Source organism: Kitasatospora sp. NPDC086801, from assembly GCF_044745805.1.
Taxonomy (GTDB): Bacteria; Actinomycetota; Actinomycetes; order Streptomycetales; family Streptomycetaceae; genus Kitasatospora.
This window is the reverse complement of the sequence record NZ_JBIVAX010000044.1, coordinates 36292-57765: the sequence shown is the minus strand read 5'-3', so window position 1 is coordinate 57765 and position 21474 is coordinate 36292. Positions and strand designations below refer to the sequence as shown.

Sequence of the window (21474 nt, the reverse complement as noted above, 5' to 3'; positions counted from 1 at the left end):
GAGCGGCCGAAGCCGCTCCCACTGGCCGTCAGTCAGATCACCCCTACTCCCCATAGTCGCATCAACGACTCAAGTGATCGGCAGGACACGGCCTAACCCGCCTGCGCCAGGGCGGCCGTCAGCTCCGCCGTCGAGGGCGGATTGGCGCCGGGGCGGGAGACGGTCAGCGCGGCGGCCGTCACCGCCTGGGTGAGGCAGCCGGCGAGGTCGGCGCCGGCCGCGCGGGCGTGCAGGAAGGCCGCCGTGAAGGAGTCCCCGGCGCCGACGGTGTCGGCGACCGGCACCGGGACGGCTCCGGCCCGTGCGTGTCCGCCCTCGGCGGTGAGCGCGAACGCGCCGTCGGCGCCCAGGGTGACCGCGACGACCGCCGGGCCGAGGGCGAGCCAGTGGCGCGCGGCCGCCTCCGCGTCCTCGCCGGGGTAGAGCCAGGCCAGGTCCTCGTCGCTCGCCTTGACCACGTCGCTCAGCGCCACGCAGCGCTCGACCCGCCGCACGGCCTGCGCCCGCTCGCCCATCAGCGCGGGGCGCACGTTCGGGTCGTAACTGATCTGCGCCCGGCCGCGCCACCGCTCGGCCAGCGCCAGCACCGCCGCCGCGCCCGGCTCGGTGACCGCCCCGATCGAGCCGAGGTGGATCGCGGCCGGCGCTTCGGCGAGTTCCGTCGGCGGCAAGGTCCAGCCGATGTCGAAGGTGTAGCGCGCCCGCCCCTGCCCGTCGAGGCGCACCACGGCCGAGGGCGTCCGCGCCGCCCCGACGGCCCGGACCACCACCCCCGCCGACTCCAGGTGCGCCCGGATCAGCCGGCCGTTGGCATCGTCCCCGAGTTGGGTGAGCAGGGTGGCGGGCCGCCCCAACCGGGCCAGGCCGTACGCGACGTTCGCGGGGCTGCCGCCGGGGTGGACCGTGTCGGGGGCGCCATCCGTGCGGACGATGTCGGCGACGCACTCGCCGATCACCAGAACGGGCGAATCGGGGCTGGTCACGGCGGCTCCTGGCATCCGGTACGCGGGCGTCGTCTCGGCCGCCAGCCTACGGGGTGCACCCGGGCATGAAGGACGGCCGCCGGACCTGGCCAGGTTCTCCGACGGCCGTGGCCTCGTCCGTCAGGGGACGAAGCACTTCGAACACTAGCCAGCGCGCGGCGGGCCCGCCATCACTGTGGGCCGTCCGGGGGATGACCGCGCATCGACACCGGTCCGGGCGACACCGCCTGGCGGGCACCCCCGGTCCGCTAGGGTCCGTGCCCGGTGCATCGCGCACACGCACCTCCGCCCGGCCCCGCTCCTCGCCACGACTCCCGAAGTGCGGTGATCATCCTGTCCAGGCCCCGTGCCGGTCTCGTCCTCTCGCTCGTGCTCAGTGCGGCGCTGCTGTCCGCCAGCACCCGGGCCGCCACCGCCGCGGACGGCCTCGGCGACCCGGTCTTCCCCTCGCTCGGCAACAGCGGGTACGAAGCGCTCGCCTACGACCTGTCCTTCGACTACCGGGCCGCCACCCGCACCGTCGACGCGACCGCGGTGATCACCGCCCGGCCGTCCCGCGCCCTGGCGCGCCTGGAGTTGGACGCGCTGGGCCTGACCGTGCGCGCCGTCCGGGTCGACGGGCGCCCGGCGGAGTTCGCCGCCCACGACGAGAAGCTGACCATCACCCCGGCCCGGCCCCTGCACCGCGGCACCACCGCGCAGCTGACGGTCGAGTACACCGCCGATCCGCGCGCCAGGCTCCCGCACACCGGCTGGGTCCCGACCCCGGACGGCTTCGCGGTGGCCGGCCAGCCGGACAGCGCGCACACCGTCTTCCCGTGCAACGACCACCCGAGCGACAAGGCCCGGTTCACCATCGCCGTCACCGCGCCCGACGGCCTGCTGGGCGTCGCCAACGGGGAGTTGGCGGAGACCGAACGGCTCGGCGACGGCCGGACCACCCGGCGGTACGTCTCCCGTGAGCCGATGGCCACCGAACTGGTCCAGGTCTCCGTCGGCGACTACACCGTCCGCGAGCGCACCGGCCCGCACGGCCTGCCGCTACGCGATGTCGTCCCGACCGCCCGGGCCGCCGAACTCGAACCCGCCCTGGCGCTCACCGCCGACCAGCTGACCTGGGCCGAGCAGCACCTCGGGCCGTTCCCCTTCGAGACCTACGGCCTCCTGCCGGCCAACACCGACGACCCGGCCGCGTTCGGCTTCACCGGCCTGGAGACCCAGACCCTCACCCTCTACAAGCCGAACTTCCTGCGCCAGCCCGAGTCCGCGATCGGCTCGCACCAGATGCACGAGCTGGTGCACTCCTGGTACGGCGACAGCGTCTCCCCCGCCAGTTGGGCGGACCTGTGGCTCAACGAGGGGCACGCCGACTTCTACGCCCTGGCCTACCGCTACGAGCGCGGCTGGCCGGACGCCTGGGGCCACACCACCCTGGTCGACCGGATGCGGGCCCTCTACGGCCTCGGCGACCAGTGGCGGCACGACTCCGGGCCGGTCGCCACTCCCAGCGCCGCCAAACTCTTCGACAGCCAGCGCTACACCGGCGGCGCACTGGTGCTGTTCGCGCTGCGCGAGCGGGTCGGCGCCGACACCTTCGACCGGATCGAGCGCACCTTCCTGCGCGAGCACCGGTACGGCACCGCCACCACCCAGGACTACCTGCGCGCCGCCTCCGAGGTCTCCGGCCAGGACCTCACCGGCTTCCTCACCGACTGGCTGTACGGGCTGCGCACCCCGCCGATGCCCGGTCACCCCGACTGGACGGTCACCCCGGTGGCCCCGGGCCCGGCGGCCGCCGCACACGGTGTCCCCACCGAGGCGCCGCACGGCTCCGGAACGCTCTGACCACCGTCGCCCGGCCGGCCCGATCCGCGGTCCGCCGCCCCCTGAGTCCCACCCGTACGCCCCGGGCGCGCCGCATCGTGCGCCCGGACGCCCCGTGAGCGCCTCTGGCCGGCCGGGCCCAGCGGGGCCATCGTGGTGCCCACGGCCCGCCCGCCGCCCGGCCGAGTCCCGGCCGGCTCGCGGGCCGTCCAACGCCCCCGCTCCGGTCCGTCGAAAGTCCCCGCGTCGGTCCGTCGAAAGTCTCCGTGCCCGGAGGACAACCCGAAGCACCGTCCAGCACGTTCATCAGCTGTGAGTAGGACACCACGATCGCGGCCCACCGGGCCGCCACGGCTGACAGGGACGGCGCGGACACCATGGCGGGGACGGCGGGATGAGGGATGGCACACCGGACTTCGAGGAGTTCGTCTCCGCCTGCGGCCCGAAACTGCTGCGCGTGGCCTGGCTGTTGACCGGCGACCCGCACCAGGCCGAGGACCTGCTGCAGACCGCCCTCGCCAAGGTCTGGCCCAAATGGGAGCGGATCTCCATCGACCGGCCCGAGGCCTACCTGCGGAAGGTGCTGGTCAACTGCAACGTCTCCTGGTGGCGCCGCCGCTGGACCGGCGAACTGCCGCACGGCGAACTGCCGGAACCCCCACCGGCGAGCGCGGACCCGTACGAAGGGGTGGTGCTCGGGGAGGTGGTCGCCCAGGCCGTCCGTGCCCTGCCGCCACGGCAACGGGCCGTGGTGGTGCTGCGCTTCTTCGAGGACCTCAGCGTCGAGGAGACCGCCGAGGTGCTGGGTTGCAGCACCGGTACGGTCAAGAGCCAGACGCACCGCGCGCTCGCCGCGCTGCGCGGCCGGTTGCCGGCCCGGGAACTGCTGCTGGCGGGGGGACACCATGATCGGTACTGACGTGCTGGGCCCGGACGATCCGGGGCCGGACGGCGGCGAGGGCGAGGAGGAGCTGCGGGTCCTGCTCCACCAGGCCGTACCGGACCTCGCCACGCCCGAGGACCGGATGGAACGGGTACGCGCCCGCGCCATCGGCACCCGGCGCCGACGGCGGGCCGCCGGGCTCGGAGCCGGGCTGACCGCCGGGCTGGTCGCCGCGGTGCTGGCCGCCGCGCCCGCGATCGCGCCCACGCCGGAGCAGGGGGCGGCGGCGGGACAGGGGATGGCGGCGGGACCGGCCGAAACGTTGCCGGGCGGGGCGCCGACCGGGCCGGCGGCCGGCGGCGGGACACCGACCGCGACGCCGACGACCGGCAGCGGGACACCGACCACGACGCCGACGCCCGGGGCGCAGGTCCGCTTCCCGGCGTACCCGAACGTGACGGTCGACCTGCCGAGCGGCTGGTACAGCCAGAGCGCCTTCACCAACGACCCCCAGAACGGCTTCGGCTACCTGGCCACCGGGCCGATCACCCATGCGGCCTCCTGCCGGACGGCGGGCATCGCCTGCCCGTCCGACGTGCTGCTGCCCGTCGGCGGCGCCCTCCTCACCCTCCGGCTGGTGGACCAACCGGACCTGGCCGGGAAGTTCACCGCCTCATCGGCCACCATCTCCGACATCGCGCCCGACAAGGACTGCCTCGTCCTCGGCGGCACCCGCGAGCTCCTGGGGTACCGGGCCGTCGCCCGGACCGGCGCGCTGGTGCTGATCCAGCTGACGGCCTGTCTGCGGGAGCCGTCGCACCCCACGCTCCAGCAGGTGCAGGAGGTGCTCGACTCGATCCGGACCGTCGAAGGGATCAGTCCCTCGCCGCCCACGGTCCGCTGAGGACCGCCCGGGCCGCCGTGTCAGTGGCTCCTGCTAGCGTCCCGAGCACGATCGGAGAACGGGGGTCTTCTCATGGGTGGCGGGCTGCGACAGGTGGGTGCCGGGGGCTGCGACCGGTGGACGGCGCGGTGGAACGGCGAGGGCGGCATGGCGGCCCTGAGCGGTACGGACGCCCTGCCGATCACCGGCGGGCTGATACCCGGGGCCCGGTCGGTCTCCTCGGGTGCCGCCGGGCGGGCGTTCCACCGGGCGCTCCCTCAGCCGTGACACGGCCGTGACGCGGCGGTGCGAGCCCCGGCGGCCGTGCCGGGGCCCGCACCGGGGCGGGTCAGTACCGCAGGACGGCGGCGATGTGACCGCGCGCGTCGAGTTCGCCGGTGGGGACGAACTGCACCTTGGCGCCGGTGTCGAGGGCGCGCTCGACGATCTCGTCGACCATGTCCTCGCGGACGTCGGGCTCACCGGCCGCCGCCGGAACGAGGTGGTTGTCGGTCACCCGGACGGGCTGCCAGTAGTCCTCCTCCACGGCGACCAGCGCGGCGCGGCCCTCGGCGACGGTCTGCCAGACCTCGTCGATGCCGGCGGCCAGGCCCTTCACGCCCTGGGCCTGGTCGAGGCGCTCGTGCAGCTCGGTGACGGCCTGGCGGCCCTGCTCGGCGACGGTGGACCGGACGGCCTCGGCCACCGCAGCGGCGGCGGCGTGGCCGAGGCCCCCGCGCGAGACCTGGGCGGCGGCCCGCTTGGCGGCGGCGCCGACCTCGTCGAGCAGGGAGATCGCGGCGGCCTCGCCGAGCACGTACAGCGAACGGTTGTCGGACTCCAGCACGGCGGCCAGCGCGGTGTCGGCCGAGCGCAGGAAGCGGCGGGTCTCCTCATCGCGGAAGGTGCTCGGTACGTCCCCGATCCGCTCCTGGCGCTCGACGTCCCAGTCCGGCCGGACCTGGTCGAGCGGGAAGGCGCCGCTCGTGTGCTCGGCCAGGCGCGCCCCGCTGCCGCTGAACAGGGCGACCCGGTCGGCGGCGACGGTCAGCACCCAGTAGGGCGCGCCGGCGGTGTAGGCGGAGACCAGGTTGCGGGTCAGGAAGGTGTCGGACAGCACGACCCGCGCGGGCACCGGGCGCGGCAGGGACCACACCTGGTGCTCGCCGGGGGCGGCGAAGATCACCAGGCCGTCCTCGGCGTGCACGAGGTCGACCTCGGCGAGCGCGCGGTCCAGCTGCTCGACGACGTCCAGCCGGTCGGCCCGGCTGACCGCCTCGTCGGCGTGCAGCCGGTTCTTCGCCTCGGCGACGAGGTTGCGCAGGCGGACCGGGTCCTGGGTGTTGTCGGGCTCGCTGCGGTGGGTGGGCAGCAGAACGGAGACGGCCGGGTAGCGCCGGGGGCGGCGCAGCTCGGCGAGGACGGCTGGCGTGAGCTCGGCTGCGTGCATCGGGTGCCCTTCGTGTCGCGGTGGGTGGGTCCTGGTCGATGAGACCGGCAGCGCGGCGAATCGACCGATTTGCCGGAATCATTCCCGACCCCTCCCCATCCCACCGCCCTCCCATGCCTCCCGCCACCGGAAAAGGCCCGGGGCCCGACGGCCCCGCCCAGCGCCCCCGGCCGTCGTCGTTCGGCTGACCGGCCGTCACCAGGATGCGGCTGTTCCACGGCCCCGGCGGCACGGCCACGGACGAGGGAATCCGCCGTCGTCCTCGTAACCCGCCCGGCGGATCGTCGTTGGACCGGCCATGAAGAAGCGCAGCATGCTCGCCGTCGCCTCGCTCGCCGTGGGTTTCGCGGCCTCGCTCACCGCACCGAGTGCGCACGCCAGTGCCGTCGGAGGGCAGGACGGGCTGTCCGGGTCGTTGACCAGTGCGCCCGACGCGCTGCCGGGGCAGGTCGGGGACGCGGGTGGCGTGGTCGGGGAGGCGACCGGGTACGTGACGGGCTCGGCCGACGGGCTGGTCGGGGTCACCCCGGCATAGGCAGCACGGCACCGGGGCGGCACTCGGGGCAGTCCGGCCTGAGGGCAGCACGGCCTCAGGAGAGCGGGGCGCCGAGGTCCTGGGTCCAGTAGGCGCCGGCGGGGCCGGTGGCCAGGCCGATGCCGACGTCCCTGAAGCCGCAGTCCAGCAGGTTGGACTGGTGGATGCCGCCGTCCATCCAGTGGGCGAGCACCGTGGCGGGGGAGGTCGGACCCCGGTCGAGGTTCTCGCCCCACTGGGACCAGCGGTAGCCGACGGCGGTGAGCCGGGCGTCGGTGCGGACGCCGTCGGGGTTGACGTGGTCGAAGAAGCCACGGGCGACCATGTCGTCGGCGTGCTTCTGGGCGGCCGCGTGCAGCCGGGGGTCGATCCGCAGGGGGGCGCAGCCGACCTTGCCGCGTTCGGCGTTGACGAGGTCGACGAGCTGGCGTTCCGGGCTGGTCGGTGGCGGGGCCACCGACCGGGTGGCGGCGGGTGACGGTGTGGCCGTCGGCGTCCCGCTGGGGGTCTCCGTGGGCGACGGCGTGACCGCCAGGGTGACCGGGGCGGAGGCCGGCGTCACGGTGGGCACCGGGGTGTCGGGGGCGGCGGCCGGGGCGGTGGGTTCGGGGGCCGCCTCCGACGGGGTTTCGGCGGGGTGCGACCAGACCAGGGCGAGGGTGGTGACGGCCACCACCGCCACCGCACCGCTCGCCAGGACGGCCTTGCGCGCGGCGGTCCCGGCCCAGCCGCCGTGGGTGCTCGCGGCGGTCGGGGTGGCGGTGGCGACGGTGGCCGCGGTGTGCTGGAAGTGCAGCAGCGCGGGCGAGCCGAGCGGGATCGGCACCAGGGCGAGGCCGGCCAGCAGCCCTTCGGCGGGGAAGAGGTCGCGGCCGAGGCGGTCACAGGTGCCACAGCCGCGGATGTGGCGGGCGATGCGCTTGCGCCACACGGAGTTGGGGGTGCCGTCGAAACCGGTGGTGACGTCGGCGAGTTCGGGGCAGCGGGGGTAGGCGCCGAGGGCGCGGACGACGATCCGGCCGGCTTCGAGCTGCTTCTTCATCCGCTGGACGCGGACGGCGGTGTGCTGCGGGGTGAGGTCGAGGGCTTCGGCGAGTTCGGCGCGGGTGAGTTCACCGCTGGCCTCCAGCCACCAGAGGGCGAGGAGTTCACGGTCGTCGGGGTCGAGCCAGCGGGTGGCCTCGGCGACCTCCCGGCGCTGGCCGGAGAGGCCGAGGCGCAGGACGGTGAGGTCGGTGAAGTCGGCCCTGGGGTCGGCGAGTTCCCAGGTCTCGTCGAGGCCGCCGACGGTGGGCTGCTGCTGGCCGGCGGCGTGGCGGCGGCGGATCTGGTTCATGGTGATGGCGACCAGCCAGGAGCGGAAGGACTCCGGCTCGCGCAGGCCGCCGAGGCCGTCCAGGGCCCGGATCATGGTCTCCTGGGCGACGTCGTCGACGTCGGCGTGGCCGTCCAGGGCGCGCCCGGCGACGTTGTAGACGAGCGGCAGCCAGGCGGCGACCAGCGCCTCCTGGGCCTGCCGGTCGCCCGCCTGGGCCGCGCGTACCAGGGTGGTCCCGGTCCTGTTCTGCACGTCAGCGTTCATGGTCCGCACTCCGTCTTGCCGTGTTCCGTCCGCCGCTGCCTCCTCGGAGACCTGTGGTGAGTGATCAGATAACAACAATTTGCGCGGAATCGGAAAACGGGCCCCGCCGGAGGGCCGGTCAGGCCGGGGCGGCGAAGACCTGGGTCCACCAGGGGCCGCCGGAGCCGGTCCGCACGCCCACCCCGAGCTGCTTGAACGCGCAGTTCAGGATGTTCGCGCGGTGACCGGGGCTGTTCATCCAGGAGTCCATCACCGCGGCCGGGTCCTTCTGGCCGCGGGCGATGTTCTCGCCCCAGGTGCTCCAGCGGTAGCCGGTCACCTCGATGCGGTGGTCGGCGTGGTCGCCGTCGGGGCTGACGTGGTCGAAGTAGTTGCGGTCCGCCATGTCGTCGCTGTGCGACTGGGCGGCGCCGGCCAGCCGGGGTTCGGCGGTGACCGGGCCGCAGCCGGCCTTGGCGCGCTCGACGTTGACCAGGTCGACGACCTGCTGGGCGGAGGAGGGCGCGGCGCCGCCGCCGACCGGGGTCGGTGCCACGGTGTGCGCGGGGGCGGGGGCGCCGGTGCGCTGCGCGGTGGCCGGGGTGCCGGTGGGCTTCGCGGGACCGGTCGCGGTCGTGGTCGGGCTCGGCTTCCCGGCGGCCGTCGGGGTCGCGGTCGCCGGGGCCGTCGGAGACGCCGGGGCGGCGGGGGTGGTCGCGGCGGCACTGGTCGGGGCCGACGCCGGGTCGGTGGCGGCCAGGTTGACCGGCGGGGTGGCGCCGGGGCCCGCTCCCCCGGCGCCGGGGACCTGGATGCCGTCGTGGGTGCCGGCCTCGGCGGCTATCAGGGCGTCCGCCGCCAGCGCCTGGCCGGTGGCGTCCCGGTCGGTCTGCTTGCCGCCGTAGGCCGCGTAGCCGGCGCCGGCCAGGGCGGCGAGCAGTCCGGTGCCGGCCACGGCGGCGACGACTGCGGCGACCGGGCCCAGCGGACCGCGCCGGCGGGCCCGCCGGCCCGGGCCTCCGGGGTGCTCCGCGTGCCGCTGGGCGGCCCGGCGCGCGGCACGGCCGCCCGGTCGGCCGGAGGCTCCGCCCCGTGCACCGCTCTCGGCACCGTTCGCCGGGAGGATGGTCGTCCTGTCGTCGCTGCTCACGTGCCCACACTTCCTGTCCGGGTCGGCGGGTCAGGTGCCGACACCTGGGAGACCGCCCGGCGGCGCGCCGATAACAGAAAGTCCGAACGAATGTCCGGCAGCAGGCTCACGGGCCCGGTCGCGACCGCACCCGGGGCCCCGTTCCCGAGGCACGCCCTCAGGCCTCCCGGGCCCGGGTCACGGGGCGTCCGGGGCCATGTCGTAGGTGACGAACATCGTCCGGGTGGCGACCTGGTCGTACTTGCTGCGGGCGCGGTGGTTGTCGTCGGCGGTGATCCAGCGGACGGCGTTCCAGCCGCGCTCGGCGGCGATCGCCCGCAGCCGGGCCAGCAGCAGGTCCACCGCGCCGCCGCCGCGCGCCTCGGGCGCGACGAACAGGTCGTCGAGGAAGCCGCCGACGGCGCCGTGCAGGGGGCGGGAGAAGGGACGGTAGTGGGCGAGGCCGACCGGTGTGCCGTCGCCGTCGCGGACCAGCAGGCCCTCCAGTTCGTGGTCCGGGTCGTGGAGCCAGGACCAGACCAGTTCGGCCTTCTCCTCCGGCATCGGCAGCCGGTAGAACGCGCAGTAGCCGCGGAAGAGCTCGCGCCAGGCGGGGTAGTCGGCGCGCTCCGGCGTGCCGACGCTCCAGCGGGTCGTGGTGGTCAACTCGGTCTCCCTCGGTCGGGCGGGCCCTGGGTCGCCGGGCCGCGGTGTGGCGCCAGCATGACGGGCCGTCGGCTCCGCGCCGATCTCCACCACGGCCAAGACCGACGCCCGCGCACTCCACTGCGGCACGGTACGGGCGCACCGCCCGCCGTGCGGGGACCGGTCGGGTGGCCGATCCTGGACGCCCGGCCACGCACCACCCGAGGAGCGCCATGCGGCTGCGCGACCTGGCCCTGACCTCCCGCGCCGTCGCGGCCGAGCCCGGACGGCGGGCCAAGACGGCGCTGCTCGCGGACCGCCTGCGCGCACTCGGCCCGGCCGAGGCCCCGGCGGCCGTGGGCCTGCTGTCGGGCGAGTCGCAGCGGTTGCGCACCGGCGTCGGCCCGGCGGGCCTGCGCGATCTGCCGCCGCCCGCCGCCGAGGCCTCGCTCGGTGTCCGGGAGGCCGAACGGGAGCTGGAGCGGATCGCCGGGGTGCACGGGACCGGCGCGCAGGCCGAGCGGCGGCGGCTGTTGTCCGGGCTGTTCGCGCGGGCGACCGAGGTCGAGCAGGCGTTCCTGCGCGCGGTGCTGATCGGCGAGCTGCGCCAGGGCGCGCTGGACTCGGTGGTCGGCGACGCCGTCGCCCAGGCGGCCGGGGTGCCCGCAGCGGCGGTGCGCCGGGCGCTGATGTTCCGCGGCTCGGCCCGGGCGGTGGCCGAGGCGGCGCTGACCGGCGGGGCGCCCGCGCTGGCGGCGTTCCGGCTGGAGGTGGGCCGGGCGGTGCGGCCGATGCTGGCCGCCTCCGCGCCCGACGTGGCCTCGGCGCTGGAGCGCACCGGCCCGGCCGCGCTGGAGTGGAAGCTGGACGGCGTCCGGGTGCAGGTGCACCGGGACGGCGCGGAGGTCGCGGTGTTCACCCGCGGCCTGGACGACATCACCGCGCGCGTCCCGGAGGTGGCCGAGGCGGCGCTCGCGCTGCCACTGCGTTCGGCGGTGCTGGACGGCGAGGCGATCGCGCTCGGGCCCGACGGGCGGCCGCGCCCGTTCCAGGAGACCGCCGCGCGCACCGCCTCCCGGCGGGATCCGGAGCGGCTGCGCGCCGAAGTCCCGCTCAGCGCCTTCTTCTTCGACCTGCTGCACCGGGACGGCGAGGACCTGGTGGACCGGCCCGGCCGGGAGCGGTGGGCGGCGCTGGACGGGGCGGTGCCGGAGGGCCTGCGGGTGCCCCGCACCGAGACCGGGGACGGCGAACGGGCGCTGGCGTTCTTCCGCGAGGCCCTGGCCCGCGGTCACGAGGGCGTCCTGGTGAAGGACCCGGCGGCCGGGTACGCGGCCGGGCGGCGCGGCGCCGGCTGGATCAAGGTGAAGCCCCGGCACACCCTGGACCTGGTGGTGCTGGCCGCCGAGTGGGGCAGCGGTCGGCGGCGCGGCTTCCTCAGCAATCTGCACCTGGGCGCCCGGGCGGCGGGCGAGCCCGGGCTGGGCCCGTGGGTGATGCTCGGCAAGACCTTCAAGGGCCTCACCGACGAGACGCTCGCCTGGCAGACCGCCGAACTCCTCGCCCGCGAGAGCGGCCGGGACTCCTGGACGGTGCGGGTCCGGCCGGAACTGGTCGTCGAGATCGCCTTCGACGGCCTCCAGCGCAGCCCCCGCTACCCGGCGGGGCTGGCCCTGCGGTTCGCCCGGGTGGTGCGCTACCGGCCGGACAAGGGCGCGGCCGAGGCCGACACCGTCGCCACCGTCCGGGAGATTGCGGCCGCCGAGGGGCTGTGACCCGCCCTTTGGCGGAGTAACGTCAATTTCAAACCCCCTTCGCGGCGGCGCTGGCCCGGCGCCGAACCGAATCGGCCATTCTGGGCGATCCCGGCATCGGACCCTCCGTGGATGCAAGGGCGGCGGTTAGGTTGGCAATGACAACGAGAGGCGGCCGCCGGACGCCCGGCGCCGCACTGGCGAGAGGTGCTCGACCATGAAGGTGAGCGTCGACCGGGACCGCTGCTGCAGCTCCGGGATGTGCGTCCTGAACGCTCCGGAGATCTTCGACCAGGACGAGCGGGACAGTCTGGTGATCCTCCGTCAGACCGAGTTCGAACCCGAGCAGTTCGCGGTACTGAGGCTCGCCGCCGAGCTCTGCCCGGGCGGCGCGATCACCGTCACCGAGGAGGACTCCGCCGAGGACGCCGGCTGACGCCCCCGACGGCTCCCGACGGCTCCCCACCGTACCGACCGCCGTGACGGCCACCCGTGACGGCCACCGCTGCGGCCACCGCTGGCGACCACCGCCCCCGACCGCTCCCGGCCGCCGTCGCGCGAACCGCCGGCCCCGGCACCACCCCACCCACCCGAGGACATTGCGACGCAAGGAGACCCCACCTTGACGAGCACACCCACCGCCCAGACCGTGCCGATGCCCGCCCCGCGCGCCGCCGGCTGCCCGTTCAGCCCGCCGCCCGCCTACACCGAGGCCGCCGCGACGGCGCCCATCACCCGCGCCGCCCTGCCCGACGGCGAGTCCTGCTGGCTGGCCACCGGCTACGCCGAGGTCCGCACCATCCTGTCCGACCGCCGGTTCAGCGCGGACGCCCGCCACCCGGCGTTCCCGCTGCTGGTGCCCGGCCGCCGGGACGCCCTCGTCGCCAACCCGCCCTTCCTTCGGCTCGACGACCCCGAGCACGCCCGGCAGCGCCGGATGGTCACCGGCGACTTCCTGGTCAAGCGGGTCGAGGCGATGCGCCCCGGCATCCAGCAGATCGTCGACGAGGCGCTCGACCGGATGACCGACGGCCGGACCGAGGCCGACCTGGTCGCCGACTTCGCGCTGCCCGTCCCCTCCCTGGTGATCTGCCTGATGCTCGGCGTCCCGTACGAGGACCGGGACCGCTTCCAGGGCCTCAGCCGGACCCTGCTCAACAAGCACAGCTCGACCGAGGAGGTCCAGGCCGCCTCGGACGAGCTGCGGGACTACCTCGGCGGCCTCGCCGCCCGCAAGCGCGAGGAACCGGACGACGACATACTCAGCCGCCTCGCCGTCCGGGACGACCTCACGCCGGACGAGGTCGCCACGAACGGCATCCTGCTGCTGATAGCCGGGCACGAGACGACCGCGAACATGATCTCGCTCTCCACCGCCCTGCTGCTCGAACAGCCCGAGCAGATCGCCAGGCTCGCCGACCCGGCCGCGCTGCCCGGCGCCGTCGAGGAACTGCTGCGCCACCTCACCATCGTGGACAACGGGCTGCCCCGGGTCGCGCTGGAGGACGTCGAGCTGGGCGGCACCGTGATCAAGGCCGGGGAGGGCGTGATCGCGCTGATCTCCACCGCCAACCAGGACGAGGAGGTGTTCGGCGGCGCCGACCGGCGGCCGGCCGACCAACTCGACCTCGACCGGGACGCCCGGCGGCACATGGCCTTCGGCTTCGGCGTGCACCAGTGCCTCGGGCAACCGCTGGCCCGCGCCGAGCTCCAGATCGCCCTGGCCACGCTGTTCCGGCGGCTGCCCGGCCTGCGGCCGACGGCCACCGGGGGCGGGCGGAAGTTCCGTTCGGAGGCGTTCATCTACGGAATGCGGTCACTGCCCGTCACCTGGTGACGGCCGTCGGTCGACGAGCGGGCGGGGCCGGACGGACCCTAGGCCGTTCGGCTGGCCCCGGGGCCGGGGCGGGGGCAGGCTGGAGGGTGAGAGACAGACCCGGCCCCGTCGCGCCTCCGGCGCGGGGCGCGCCCGGACCGGCCGAGGAGACGGAGCCCGCGATGACCGACATGAGCGCACGGTCCGAGGTGAGCACCGACCGCGACGAGGACGTCCGCGCCGCGGATCCCGAAGAGGGCATCACCTCGATGCAGAACCTGCACGCGCAGGACACCTCCCAGGCGGAGGGCGAGCCCACCCTGGAGGAGTCCGGTCCGGACCGCTGAACAGCTGTGAGCACCCGACCGCCCAGTGGGACCGGGCGGTCTTCGCGACCGCAGGTGTCGCTGCCCGGACAGCGGCTCACCGGCGGGGGAGGATAGGCGCATGACAGAACACGATCAAAACGACAGGCAGGCCCGACCGCCCGTCGACCCGCGCACGTCGTGGGCGACCTGGACCACGCAGTCGATCATCAGCGGACCCGGCGGGGTCACCACCACCGAGGTCGGCCCGATCTCCGGCGACCTCACCGTGCACACCACCTGGGTGGACGGCGAGGCCCGGCTCACCGTCCAGTACACCGGCGCGCTGGACTGGTACACGGTGACCGGCAGCCCCGTCCCGGCGGCCGACGAGACCACCGCGCGGGCGATCCACCAGGCGATGGTGAACGGCGTCAAGGCCGGCCGGGGCTCGGCCGCCCCGGCTCCGCCGGGGAACTGAACCGCCAGGGCACCTCGGCACCGGGGCACTGACCCGGCAAGGCACCCTCAGTCCCCCGGGACGGCCTCGCCCCGCACCACCGGCGCTGCGGCGGCCCAGTAGGCGCGGTCGACCGGGGGACGCGTGCGCAGATCGGTGCGGACCTCGCCGGCCAGCCGGCGGGTGTCGCGCCGGTTGACGGTGGCGCCGACGCCGGCGCCGACCAGCAACGGGGTGAGCGACGGCAGGCGGCGCAGCGAGCTGCGGGTGAGCCGGCGGCGGACCTGCTGGCGCACCTCCGCCCCGAGCGCCATGGCCGCGAACCCGGCCGGCCGGGCCAGCAGCCCCGCGTCGATCCCCCGGCGGTTGGCCCAGGCGCTCAGGTAGGCCCCGGCCCGCTGGGTGGCGCCGCCCGGGGCCCGGGCGCCGTAGACCTCGTGCAGTTCGGCGATCAGTTTGATCTCCACGGCCGCCACGGCGAGCGTCTCGGCCGCGATCTCCACCGGCATCGCGGGCGGCACCGGCAGCATCGCCGCCGCGCCCACGCCGGCACCGAGCGCGCCGGAGGCCCGGGCCGCGCCGGTGACCAGCAGGTCGGCCAGCGCCTCGGGGTCGGCCGCGCCGGGGTGCTGGGCGCGCAGCGTGGCGAGGTCGCGCACCGGGATCCGCGGCGCGGCCCGCACCAACTGCTCGGTGAGGGCGCGGCCGCCGAACGCGGCGCCCTTGGCGGCGACCCGGCCACCCCGACCGAGCAGGCGGGCCACGTTCGCCACCAGGGCCCGGCCGCGGCCGCGACCGGCCCGGTACTCGGTGACCTGCCAGTCGCCCGTGGGCCGCTCGGCCCCCTCGACCAGTTCGGCGAGCTCGTCCGCCAGGCCGGCGTCGGGCGCGGGGGCGGGCCTGGAACGTCCGGGTTTGCGGAAGACTGCCATGGATGTCCGGTACCCGCTCCGCCCCCGGGGTACGCCCTACCCGGTGATCTCCACCCCGCGCCAGAACGCCACCCGGCCGCGGATCTCCTCGGCCTCCGGCTTCGGGTCGGCGTAGTACCAGGCCGCATCGGGGTTGGTCCGCCCGTCCACCTCCAGCGTGTAGTAGCCGGCGGTGCCCTTCCAGCTGCACACGGTGGTGGTGTCGGACGGGCGCAGGAACTCGGTCCGGACGGATTCGGCCGGAAAGTAGTGGTTGCCCTCGACGACGACGGTCTCGTCGCTCTCGGCGACGACGGTGCCCTGCCAGCGCGCTGTGGTCATGCGGCCGATTCTGCCCCAGGGACGGCCGGTGCCCGGGCGGTTCCCGGAAATCGCCGCGGAGGCCGGACGGTCAGGGCAGCGGCTCGGCGTGGACCGGCAGGTGCGGGGACTGGTGGCCGCCGCTGGCGAGCATCCGGACCTCCCCGGCGTCGCTGATCTCGGCCCGGACGATGCCGCTGGCGTCCTCGTACACCGGGTGTCCGCCCGGGCCCGTCGCGCTGGTGCGGCTCACCACGACGACGTCCTGCGGGGCCTGGGTGCCGGGGGTGCCGGGGAAGGTGAGCACGTAACGGTTCGCGGGGGTCATCTCCATCCTCCTGTCCCGATTGTCCCGATCTCCTGGTCCCGATGCACGGCCGCGGCCGGCGTGCCGGCGAACGGCGGTCGGCCCTACGCGGTGGCCCCGGCGGCCGGGGCGGTCGCGCCGCGGACCTCGAGGTCGGCGAGCAGCCGGGCGGTGGCCTCGGCCACCGCGTCCACGGCCCGGTCGAAGGCCTCGCGGTTGTGTGCCGCCGGGGCGCGGAACCCGGACACCTTGCGGACGTACTGCAGCGCGGCGGCGCGGAAGTCGTCCTCGTCGGCGTCGGGCGTCACCGGTGGGCGCAGCGTCTTGATGTTGCGGCACATGCCCCCAGTCTCGCGCGTGGACGCCGCGCTGGCGACCCCCTCCCGTCACACGCACCTCACGGCGGCGTCATCCGGCCGGATTAGGATGCCGGACGAACGAATCCCCCGTCCCGCCGTCGCAACCCGTTCGCGGGCGTCACCCCGGAGTCACCCCCTTGCCTCTCGCGCTGCTCGCGCTGGCCGTCACCGCGTTCGCCATCGGCACCACCGAATTCGCCGCGATGGGGCTGCTCCCCCAGGTCGCCGACGATCTGCAGGTCTCCATCCCGCAGGCCGGCTGGCTGATCTCCGCGTACGCGCTGGGCGTGGTCGTCGGCGCCCCGCTGCTCACCGCGCTGGCCTCCGGCCGGCCGCGCAAGGCGGTGCTGGTGACGCTCGCCGGGCTGTTCGCCGCCGGTAACCTGCTGTGCGCACTCGCGCCGGACTTCTGGACGCTGGCCGCCGCCCGGCTGATCACCGGGCTGCCGCACGGCGCGTTCTTCGGCGCCGGCGCGGTGGCCGCGGCCGAACTGGTCGCCCCCGACCGGCGGGCCCGGGCGGTGGCCGTGATGTTCTCCGGCCTGACCGTCGCCAACATCGTCGGCGTGCCGGCCGCCACCCTGCTCGGCCAGCACCTGGGCTGGCGGGCGACCATGCTGGTGGTCGTCCTGATCGCCGCCGCCGGGACGCTCGCCATCGCGCGGCTGGTGCCGTCGCTGCCCTCCCCCGGGCAGGCCGGGATCCGGCACGAGCTGCGGGCCTTCCGGGACGGCCAGCTGTGGTTGGCGCTGGCCACCGTGGTGTTCGGCTGCGGCGGCTTCTTCGCCTGCTACAGCTACATCGCGCCGCTGCTCACCGAGGTCTCCGGGTACGCCACCGGCTCGGTGACGCTGGTGCTGGCGCTGTTCGGGGTGGGGATGACGATCGGCAACGTGATCGGCGGGTTCGCGGCCGACCGGGCGCTGCGCCCGACGGTCTGCACCGCCTTCGTGCTGCTGGCCGCCACCCTGGCGCTGTTCGCGGTGACCGCGCACGCCCGCTGGTCGGCCGCCGTCACGGTGGTGCTGATCGGGCTGTTCGGCTTCGCGATCGTGCCGGCGGTGCAGACGCTCGTCCTGCAGAAGGCGCGCAGCGCGCCGACGCTGGCCTCGGCGACGGTGCAGGGCGCGTTCAACCTGGCCAACGCGCAGGGCGCCTACTTCGGTGGGCTGGCCCTGGACGCCGGGTTCGGCTGGACCGCGCCGACCCTGGTGGGCGCCGCCCTGGCCGGCGCGGGCGCGCTGATCGCGCTGCTGGCCTGGGCGGCCGACCGGCGCCGGCCCGTGCCCGCCGCACCGGAGCCGGCCGCGTCGGCGGCTCCGGTCGGCGTCCAGGGTTAGCTCCTGTCCGGGGCGAGCGGCTCGATCTCGCGGTGGGCGGCGGCCAGCAGCAGGTAGCCCTCGCCGTTGGCCTTGATGCCGGCCTTCTCGTCCTCGGTCAGCTCGCGGCGGACCTTGGCCGGCACGCCGGCGACCAGCGAGCCGGGCGGCACCTGCACGCCCTGCGGCACCACCGCGCCCGCCGCGACCAGCGAACCGGCGCCGATCCGGGCGCCGTTGAGCACGGTGGCGTTCATCCCGACGAGGGCGTCGTCCTCGACCACGCAGCCGTGCAGCACCGCGTTGTGCCCGACCGAGATCCGCTCGCCGACCACCAGCGGGCAGCCGGGGTCGGCGTGCAGGGTGCAGTTGTCCTGGATGTTGCTGTCCCGGCCCACGGTGATGGACTCGGCGTCGCCGCGCAGCACCGCCCCGTACCAGACGCCCGCGCCGGGGCCGATCGTCACGTCCCCGACCACCACGGCGTTCGGTGCGAGGAAGGCGCTCGGGTCGACGGTGGGCACCTTGCCCCCGACTGCGGCGATCAGCGGCTCTGCCATGTCTCGTCCTCCTGGTGACGGTCGGCCGTTCCTGTCGCCGGTCAGCGTAGGGGGCGGCCTGATCCGCACGACACGCCCTACCCCTGTCCGCCGCAGACGCCGGCGTTCACCGCCCGCTGCCAGGCGGCGAGGCCCGCGGCCGGGTCCGGGGTGTCGTAGAAGGTCGTGCTGTTGGCGAACTGGCGCTTCCCGTCGAGCGAGCCGAGCATCATCGTGCTGTAGCCGGGGATCCCGCCGGCGTGGCCCCAGAAGGCTCCGCACGGGGTGTCCACCCGCTGGAGGCCGAGCCCGTAGGCCTGGCCCCCGCCGTGGGCGCTGGTCTTCTGCATCTCGGCGAGTTCGGCGGGACGCAGCAGCCGGCCGCCGAGCAGGGCGCGGATGAACGTCGTCAGGTCCGCCGTGGTGGAGATGCCCGCGCCGGAGGGGCCGGCCATGGAGGGGTTCAGCGAGGTGACGTCGGCCGGGCCGCTGTCGAGCTTGAGGTAGGCGTGGGCGTGCGAGCCGGGGATGACCGGGGAGTCGAGGGGCATCGAGGTGCCGGTCAGGCCGAGCGGGCGGATGATCCGGCGTTCCACCTCCTCGTTCCAGCCGTGGCCGGTGAGGCGTTCGATGATCAGCGCGACCAGGGCGTAGTTGGTGTTGGAGTACTGCCAGTCCTGGCCCGGGCGGAAGGCGGGCGGGTACTTGTCGGCGATGTCCACCTGGTCCTGCGGGCTGTAGGACGTGTAGCGGCCGGCGTCGAGCCAGTTCTGGTCGTAGGTGTTGAAGGCCGGGTCCTGGGTGTAGTCGGCGACGCCGCTGGTGTGGTTGAGGAGTTCGCGGACGGTGATGTCCGCGCTGTTCGGCACCGCGCCGGGCAGCAGGCTCTCCAGCCGGTCGTCCAGGCCCAGGCGGCCCTCGCCGACGAGTTGGAGCAGCACGGTGGCCACGAAGGTCTTGGTGGTGCTGCCGATCCGGAAGCGGCCCGCGGGGTCGGCGGGGGCGTCGGCGCCGAGCCGGGCGACGCCACTGGCGGCGCGGTGGACGAGTCGGCCGTTCTCCCGTACGCCGCCGAGGGCGGAGGTGGCGACGTTCTTCGCGGTCAGGTCGGCGAGGGCCGTGTCGAGGACCGTCCAGTCGGTACTGCGGTCGGTGACGGTCGCCGGGCGGGCCGCGCCCTGGGCAGCGGCGGCCGGGGCCAGCGTGGCGATCAGGCCCGCGCCCGCGAGGGCCGCGACGGCAACGCGCAGGGCCGGCCCGCGTCGGCGGCGCGGGGTGGTGGCGGCTGGGTCAGTGGTCATGACGTCCTCCCTCGTCCGGCTGGCAGGGCTGTCAACCTCCGCCGCTGCCACGGTCTTTGACACCATGGCAGGGCGGCTGCGGGCGGTCGTCAGCCTCCGGGGCGGCGCGTCTGCTACCTGGGGAGGGGCGTGACCCTGACGGGTTCCCGGAGCCGCGCCCCTGAGACGGGTCGGGGGCGCGGCGGGCCGGGGCGGGTCAGGAGGCCGGCGCCTTGGTGCGCAGGATCTCGATGAACGCGCGCAGCCACGCCGGGTGGTCGGGCCAGGCGCGGGCCGAGACGACCACGCCGTCCACCACCGCCTCGCCGTCGACGAACTCGGCGCCCGCCGCCTTCACGTCCGGCTCCAGCGCCGGGTAGGCGGAGCTGCGGCGGCCGGCCAGCACCCCGGCGGCGGCGGTGATCAGCGGGCCGTGGCAGATCTGTGCGACCGGCTTGTCGCCCGCGAAGAAGTGCTGGACGATCCGCTGCACGTCCGGGTCGTTGCGCAGGTACTCGGGGGCGCGGCCGCCGGGGATGACCAGCGCGACGTAGTCGGCCGGGTCGACGTCGGCGAAGGCGAGGTCGGCGGGCCAGGTGTAGCCGGGCTTCTCGGTGTAGGTGTCGTAGCCGTCGACGAAGTCGTGGACGACGAACTGGAGGCGCTTCTTGGTCGGGGCGGCGATGTCGACCTGGTAGCCCTCCTCGCGCAGCCGTTGGTACGGGTAGAACACCTCCAGCGACTCGGCGGCGTCCCCGGTGACGAGCAGGATCTTCGATGTCATCGCCGACATCCCTCCACATGGTCGAGCGTCCGACAGGGCGCGGGCCCCGGCCGCTGGCGACCGGCCGCGGGCCCGGACCAACCTCCCGCACCGGCCACGCCGTTGGCAACAGGGCGCACCGGGCGTGCTGCGGCGCGCAACCGGGTGCGCGCGCCCGCCGAGGGCCGTGCGCACCGGGTGACCGCCCGGCTGCGGGCCGCGGCGGCCCGCGTCCTAGACTCCTGCTGCCCGCCACGACCGCACACCGGAGGAGCCCATGCCGGACCGCACCACCTACCTCGTCCTGCCCGGCTACCAGAACTCGGGCCCCGAGCACTGGCAGACCCGCTGGGAGTCCGCCGAACCGGACGCCTTCCGCCGGGTGCAGCAGGCGGACTGGGACCACCCCGACCGGCCCGACTGGGTGGCCCGGGTGGACGCGGCGGTGGCCGAGGCCGCCGCCGACGGGCCGGTGGTGCTGGTCGCCCACAGCCTGGGCTGCGTCACGGTGGCCCGCTGGGTGGCCACCGCGCCCGCCGAGCGGACCGCCGCGGTGCGCGGCGCGCTGCTGGTCGCCCCCGCGGACATCGACACCGCCGGGATCCCGGAGCTGTTCGGCTTCCGCCCGGTGGCCCTGGCGCCGTTCCCGTTCCCGACCGTGGTCGTCGCCAGCACCGACGACCCGTGGGTCAGCGCCGAGCGGGCCCGGCTGTTCGCCGGGGCCTGGGGCGCCCGGTACGTCGAGCCGGGCGCGTACGGGCACCTCAACTCGGGCTCCGGACTGGGCGACTGGCCGGAGGGCCGCAAGCTGCTCGCGGAGCTGTGACACATCGGACGGGGGGACGATGAGGAACCGGATGCCGAAGGCCAGACGCCTCCTGGTCCGGCTGCTGCTGGCGGGCGGGGCGGCCGCCGTGCTGCTCTACACCGAGGGGCAGTGGGAGAGCCGCTCGGGCGGGCTGATGCTGGTCGCCGACCTGTTCAACCAGCCCGAGCTGCTGCTCGGCGCGGCGCTGGCCGCGCTGATCTCCGCCGCCTGGCTGGGCGACCGGCGCACCGCCGTACGGACGGCCACCCGGGCGGTCACGGTGACCGCCGGCGTGGTGTTCCTGCTCGGCGTGCTGGCCGCGCACAAGGTCGCGGCGGCCGAGACGCGCAGCCGGGAGACCGCCCCGGCCCGCCCGGAACTGGCCCTGGTCGTGGTGCACCGCTCGTACGCCACCGCCCCGAAGGACGGCGACGACTGGCAGGTGCTGCTGGAGGTCGGCGCGGGCTGGTCCGCGCGGCGCTGGTCGCTGGCCCAGATCGGCCGGGCACCGGACGACGCCCGGCTGGTGGAGGCGAGTTGGACCGGCCGGGACCAGATCACCGTGGTCACCGACTCCTACCGGCGGGTCTTCAACCTGGACCAGGACACCGGCGAGCCGGTCGAGGCTCGGTAGCGTCC

At 75.4% G+C, this 21474-nt stretch carries 24 protein-coding genes; 12 read left to right on the top strand and 12 right to left on the bottom strand.

What is annotated here, in order from left to right; genetic code table 11:
* Window positions 1-92: 92 nt before the first annotated feature.
* Window positions 93-983 carry a carbohydrate kinase gene (locus ACIPLC_RS32185; RefSeq protein ID WP_400476565.1) on the bottom strand — a complete coding sequence of 297 codons (891 nt, stop codon included), beginning with the start codon at window positions 981-983 and terminating at the stop codon, window positions 93-95.
* A 324-nt stretch (window positions 984-1307) separates the two neighbouring features.
* Here ACIPLC_RS32185 and ACIPLC_RS32180 point away from each other — a divergent pair, with 324 nt between their 5' ends.
* The 3 genes from ACIPLC_RS32180 (at window position 1308) to ACIPLC_RS32170 (ending at window position 4594) form a co-directional block, all read left to right on the top strand.
* On the top strand, window positions 1308-2828 hold the full coding sequence (locus ACIPLC_RS32180) for a M1 family metallopeptidase (RefSeq protein ID WP_400476564.1): 1521 nt from the start codon (window positions 1308-1310) through the stop codon (window positions 2826-2828).
* 373 nt (window positions 2829-3201) lie between these two features.
* A complete protein-coding gene (locus ACIPLC_RS32175; RefSeq protein ID WP_400476563.1) occupies window positions 3202-3726 on the top strand; it encodes a SigE family RNA polymerase sigma factor in 525 nt (174 codons plus the stop codon).
* Complete coding sequence (locus ACIPLC_RS32170; RefSeq protein ID WP_400476562.1) at window positions 3713-4594, top strand: hypothetical protein; 882 nt, start codon at window positions 3713-3715, stop codon at window positions 4592-4594. Before ACIPLC_RS32175 ends, ACIPLC_RS32170 begins: the two co-directional genes overlap by 14 nt.
* A gap of 328 nt (window positions 4595-4922) precedes the next feature.
* On the opposite strand, the gene ACIPLC_RS32165 is transcribed toward ACIPLC_RS32170, so the two are convergent.
* Window positions 4923-6023, bottom strand: coding sequence for a chemotaxis protein (locus ACIPLC_RS32165; protein ID WP_400476561.1), 1101 nt, complete (start codon window positions 6021-6023; stop codon window positions 4923-4925).
* 298 nt (window positions 6024-6321) lie between these two features.
* Between ACIPLC_RS32165 and ACIPLC_RS32160 the strand changes: the two genes are divergently transcribed.
* The gene (locus ACIPLC_RS32160; RefSeq protein WP_400476560.1) at window positions 6322-6558 is read left to right on the top strand and encodes a hypothetical protein; all 237 of its coding nucleotides are present in this window, start codon (window positions 6322-6324) and stop codon (window positions 6556-6558) included.
* 55 nt (window positions 6559-6613) lie between these two features.
* Here the strand turns inward: ACIPLC_RS32160 and ACIPLC_RS32155 are convergent, their stop codons facing one another.
* The 3 genes from ACIPLC_RS32155 to ACIPLC_RS32145 all read right to left on the bottom strand — a co-directional run bounded on the left by ACIPLC_RS32155 (window position 6614) and on the right by ACIPLC_RS32145 (window position 9914).
* Window positions 6614-8140, bottom strand: coding sequence for a sigma-70 family RNA polymerase sigma factor (locus ACIPLC_RS32155; RefSeq protein ID WP_400476559.1), 1527 nt, complete (start codon window positions 8138-8140; stop codon window positions 6614-6616).
* A 118-nt stretch (window positions 8141-8258) separates the two neighbouring features.
* Window positions 8259-9269 carry a CAP domain-containing protein gene (locus tag ACIPLC_RS32150; RefSeq protein WP_400476558.1) on the bottom strand — a complete coding sequence of 337 codons (1011 nt, stop codon included), beginning with the start codon at window positions 9267-9269 and terminating at the stop codon, window positions 8259-8261.
* 177 nt (window positions 9270-9446) lie between these two features.
* Window positions 9447-9914 (bottom strand): GNAT family N-acetyltransferase, encoded by a 468-nt coding sequence (locus ACIPLC_RS32145; RefSeq protein ID WP_400476557.1) that lies wholly within the window; start codon window positions 9912-9914, stop codon window positions 9447-9449.
* A 212-nt stretch (window positions 9915-10126) separates the two neighbouring features.
* On the opposite strand from ACIPLC_RS32145, the gene ACIPLC_RS32140 reads away from it, so the two are divergent.
* From ACIPLC_RS32140 to ACIPLC_RS32120, 5 genes are all read left to right on the top strand, one after another.
* Entirely contained in the window at window positions 10127-11668 is a 1542-nt protein-coding gene (locus tag ACIPLC_RS32140) for an ATP-dependent DNA ligase (RefSeq protein WP_400476556.1), read from the top strand.
* 196 nt (window positions 11669-11864) lie between these two features.
* Window positions 11865-12083, top strand: coding sequence for a ferredoxin (locus ACIPLC_RS32135; RefSeq protein ID WP_400476555.1), 219 nt, complete (start codon window positions 11865-11867; stop codon window positions 12081-12083).
* Window positions 12084-12269: 186 nt separating this feature from the next.
* Window positions 12270-13484: a cytochrome P450 gene (locus tag ACIPLC_RS32130; RefSeq protein WP_400476554.1), complete on the top strand. Its 1215-nt coding sequence runs from the start codon at window positions 12270-12272 to the stop codon at window positions 13482-13484.
* Between the two features lie 161 nt (window positions 13485-13645).
* Entirely contained in the window at window positions 13646-13810 is a 165-nt protein-coding gene (locus tag ACIPLC_RS32125) for a hypothetical protein (protein WP_400476553.1), read from the top strand.
* A gap of 100 nt (window positions 13811-13910) precedes the next feature.
* Window positions 13911-14249 carry a hypothetical protein gene (locus tag ACIPLC_RS32120; RefSeq protein ID WP_400476552.1) on the top strand — a complete coding sequence of 113 codons (339 nt, stop codon included), beginning with the start codon at window positions 13911-13913 and terminating at the stop codon, window positions 14247-14249.
* A gap of 47 nt (window positions 14250-14296) precedes the next feature.
* On the opposite strand, the gene ACIPLC_RS32115 is transcribed toward ACIPLC_RS32120, so the two are convergent.
* The 4 genes from ACIPLC_RS32115 to ACIPLC_RS32100 all read right to left on the bottom strand — a co-directional run bounded on the left by ACIPLC_RS32115 (window position 14297) and on the right by ACIPLC_RS32100 (window position 16108).
* Window positions 14297-15160, bottom strand: coding sequence for a hypothetical protein (locus tag ACIPLC_RS32115; protein ID WP_400476551.1), 864 nt, complete (start codon window positions 15158-15160; stop codon window positions 14297-14299).
* Window positions 15161-15196: 36 nt separating this feature from the next.
* Window positions 15197-15481, bottom strand: coding sequence for a DUF427 domain-containing protein (locus ACIPLC_RS32110; RefSeq protein ID WP_400476550.1), 285 nt, complete (start codon window positions 15479-15481; stop codon window positions 15197-15199).
* A 70-nt stretch (window positions 15482-15551) separates the two neighbouring features.
* Window positions 15552-15788 carry a DUF6296 family protein gene (locus ACIPLC_RS32105; protein ID WP_400476549.1) on the bottom strand — a complete coding sequence of 79 codons (237 nt, stop codon included), beginning with the start codon at window positions 15786-15788 and terminating at the stop codon, window positions 15552-15554.
* A gap of 83 nt (window positions 15789-15871) precedes the next feature.
* Window positions 15872-16108, bottom strand: coding sequence for a DUF2277 domain-containing protein (locus tag ACIPLC_RS32100; RefSeq protein WP_400476548.1), 237 nt, complete (start codon window positions 16106-16108; stop codon window positions 15872-15874).
* 155 nt (window positions 16109-16263) lie between these two features.
* Here ACIPLC_RS32100 and ACIPLC_RS32095 point away from each other — a divergent pair, with 155 nt between their 5' ends.
* Window positions 16264-17466 carry an MFS transporter gene (locus ACIPLC_RS32095; RefSeq protein WP_400476547.1) on the top strand — a complete coding sequence of 401 codons (1203 nt, stop codon included), beginning with the start codon at window positions 16264-16266 and terminating at the stop codon, window positions 17464-17466.
* Here the strand turns inward: ACIPLC_RS32095 and ACIPLC_RS32090 are convergent.
* From ACIPLC_RS32090 to ACIPLC_RS32080, 3 genes are all read right to left on the bottom strand, one after another.
* Window positions 17463-18005, bottom strand: a complete 543-nt coding sequence (locus ACIPLC_RS32090) for a gamma carbonic anhydrase family protein (RefSeq protein ID WP_400476546.1) — start codon at window positions 18003-18005, stop codon at window positions 17463-17465. The two genes, ACIPLC_RS32095 and ACIPLC_RS32090, sit on opposite strands and share 4 nt — an antisense overlap.
* Window positions 18006-18082: 77 nt before the next feature.
* A complete protein-coding gene (locus tag ACIPLC_RS32085) occupies window positions 18083-19285 on the bottom strand; it encodes a serine hydrolase domain-containing protein (RefSeq protein WP_400476545.1) in 1203 nt (400 codons plus the stop codon).
* 196 nt (window positions 19286-19481) lie between these two features.
* Complete coding sequence (locus tag ACIPLC_RS32080) at window positions 19482-20048, bottom strand: DJ-1/PfpI family protein (RefSeq protein ID WP_400476544.1); 567 nt, start codon at window positions 20046-20048, stop codon at window positions 19482-19484.
* Window positions 20049-20304: 256 nt separating this feature from the next.
* Between ACIPLC_RS32080 and ACIPLC_RS32075 the strand changes: the two genes are divergently transcribed.
* Both ACIPLC_RS32075 and ACIPLC_RS32070 read left to right on the top strand, forming a co-directional pair.
* The gene (locus tag ACIPLC_RS32075; protein ID WP_400476543.1) at window positions 20305-20853 is read left to right on the top strand and encodes an RBBP9/YdeN family alpha/beta hydrolase; all 549 of its coding nucleotides are present in this window, start codon (window positions 20305-20307) and stop codon (window positions 20851-20853) included.
* A gap of 31 nt (window positions 20854-20884) precedes the next feature.
* On the top strand, window positions 20885-21469 hold the full coding sequence (locus ACIPLC_RS32070) for a hypothetical protein (protein WP_400476542.1): 585 nt from the start codon (window positions 20885-20887) through the stop codon (window positions 21467-21469).
* Window positions 21470-21474: the final 5 nt, after the last annotated feature.

Coding starts and splice junctions, on each gene's coding strand:
- ACIPLC_RS32175 (WP_400476563.1), top strand. CDS start 3,202: ATGAGGGATGGCACACCGGACTTCGAGGAGTTCGTCTCCGCCTGCGGC.
- ACIPLC_RS32170 (WP_400476562.1), top strand. CDS start 3,713: ATGATCGGTACTGACGTGCTGGGCCCGGACGATCCGGGGCCGGACGGC.
- ACIPLC_RS32165 (WP_400476561.1), bottom strand. CDS start 6,023: ATGCACGCAGCCGAGCTCACGCCAGCCGTCCTCGCCGAGCTGCGCCGC.
- ACIPLC_RS32160 (WP_400476560.1), top strand. CDS start 6,322: ATGAAGAAGCGCAGCATGCTCGCCGTCGCCTCGCTCGCCGTGGGTTTC.
- ACIPLC_RS32155 (WP_400476559.1), bottom strand. CDS start 8,140: ATGAACGCTGACGTGCAGAACAGGACCGGGACCACCCTGGTACGCGCG.
- ACIPLC_RS32140 (WP_400476556.1), top strand. CDS start 10,127: ATGCGGCTGCGCGACCTGGCCCTGACCTCCCGCGCCGTCGCGGCCGAG.
- ACIPLC_RS32135 (WP_400476555.1), top strand. CDS start 11,865: ATGAAGGTGAGCGTCGACCGGGACCGCTGCTGCAGCTCCGGGATGTGC.
- ACIPLC_RS32125 (WP_400476553.1), top strand. CDS start 13,646: ATGACCGACATGAGCGCACGGTCCGAGGTGAGCACCGACCGCGACGAG.
- ACIPLC_RS32120 (WP_400476552.1), top strand. CDS start 13,911: ATGACAGAACACGATCAAAACGACAGGCAGGCCCGACCGCCCGTCGAC.
- ACIPLC_RS32115 (WP_400476551.1), bottom strand. CDS start 15,160: ATGGCAGTCTTCCGCAAACCCGGACGTTCCAGGCCCGCCCCCGCGCCC.
- ACIPLC_RS32110 (WP_400476550.1), bottom strand. CDS start 15,481: ATGACCACAGCGCGCTGGCAGGGCACCGTCGTCGCCGAGAGCGACGAG.
- ACIPLC_RS32105 (WP_400476549.1), bottom strand. CDS start 15,788: ATGACCCCCGCGAACCGTTACGTGCTCACCTTCCCCGGCACCCCCGGC.
- ACIPLC_RS32100 (WP_400476548.1), bottom strand. CDS start 16,108: ATGTGCCGCAACATCAAGACGCTGCGCCCACCGGTGACGCCCGACGCC.
- ACIPLC_RS32090 (WP_400476546.1), bottom strand. CDS start 18,005: ATGGCAGAGCCGCTGATCGCCGCAGTCGGGGGCAAGGTGCCCACCGTC.
- ACIPLC_RS32085 (WP_400476545.1), bottom strand. CDS start 19,285: ATGACCACTGACCCAGCCGCCACCACCCCGCGCCGCCGACGCGGGCCG.
- ACIPLC_RS32080 (WP_400476544.1), bottom strand. CDS start 20,048: ATGACATCGAAGATCCTGCTCGTCACCGGGGACGCCGCCGAGTCGCTG.
- ACIPLC_RS32075 (WP_400476543.1), top strand. CDS start 20,305: ATGCCGGACCGCACCACCTACCTCGTCCTGCCCGGCTACCAGAACTCG.
- ACIPLC_RS32070 (WP_400476542.1), top strand. CDS start 20,885: ATGCCGAAGGCCAGACGCCTCCTGGTCCGGCTGCTGCTGGCGGGCGGG.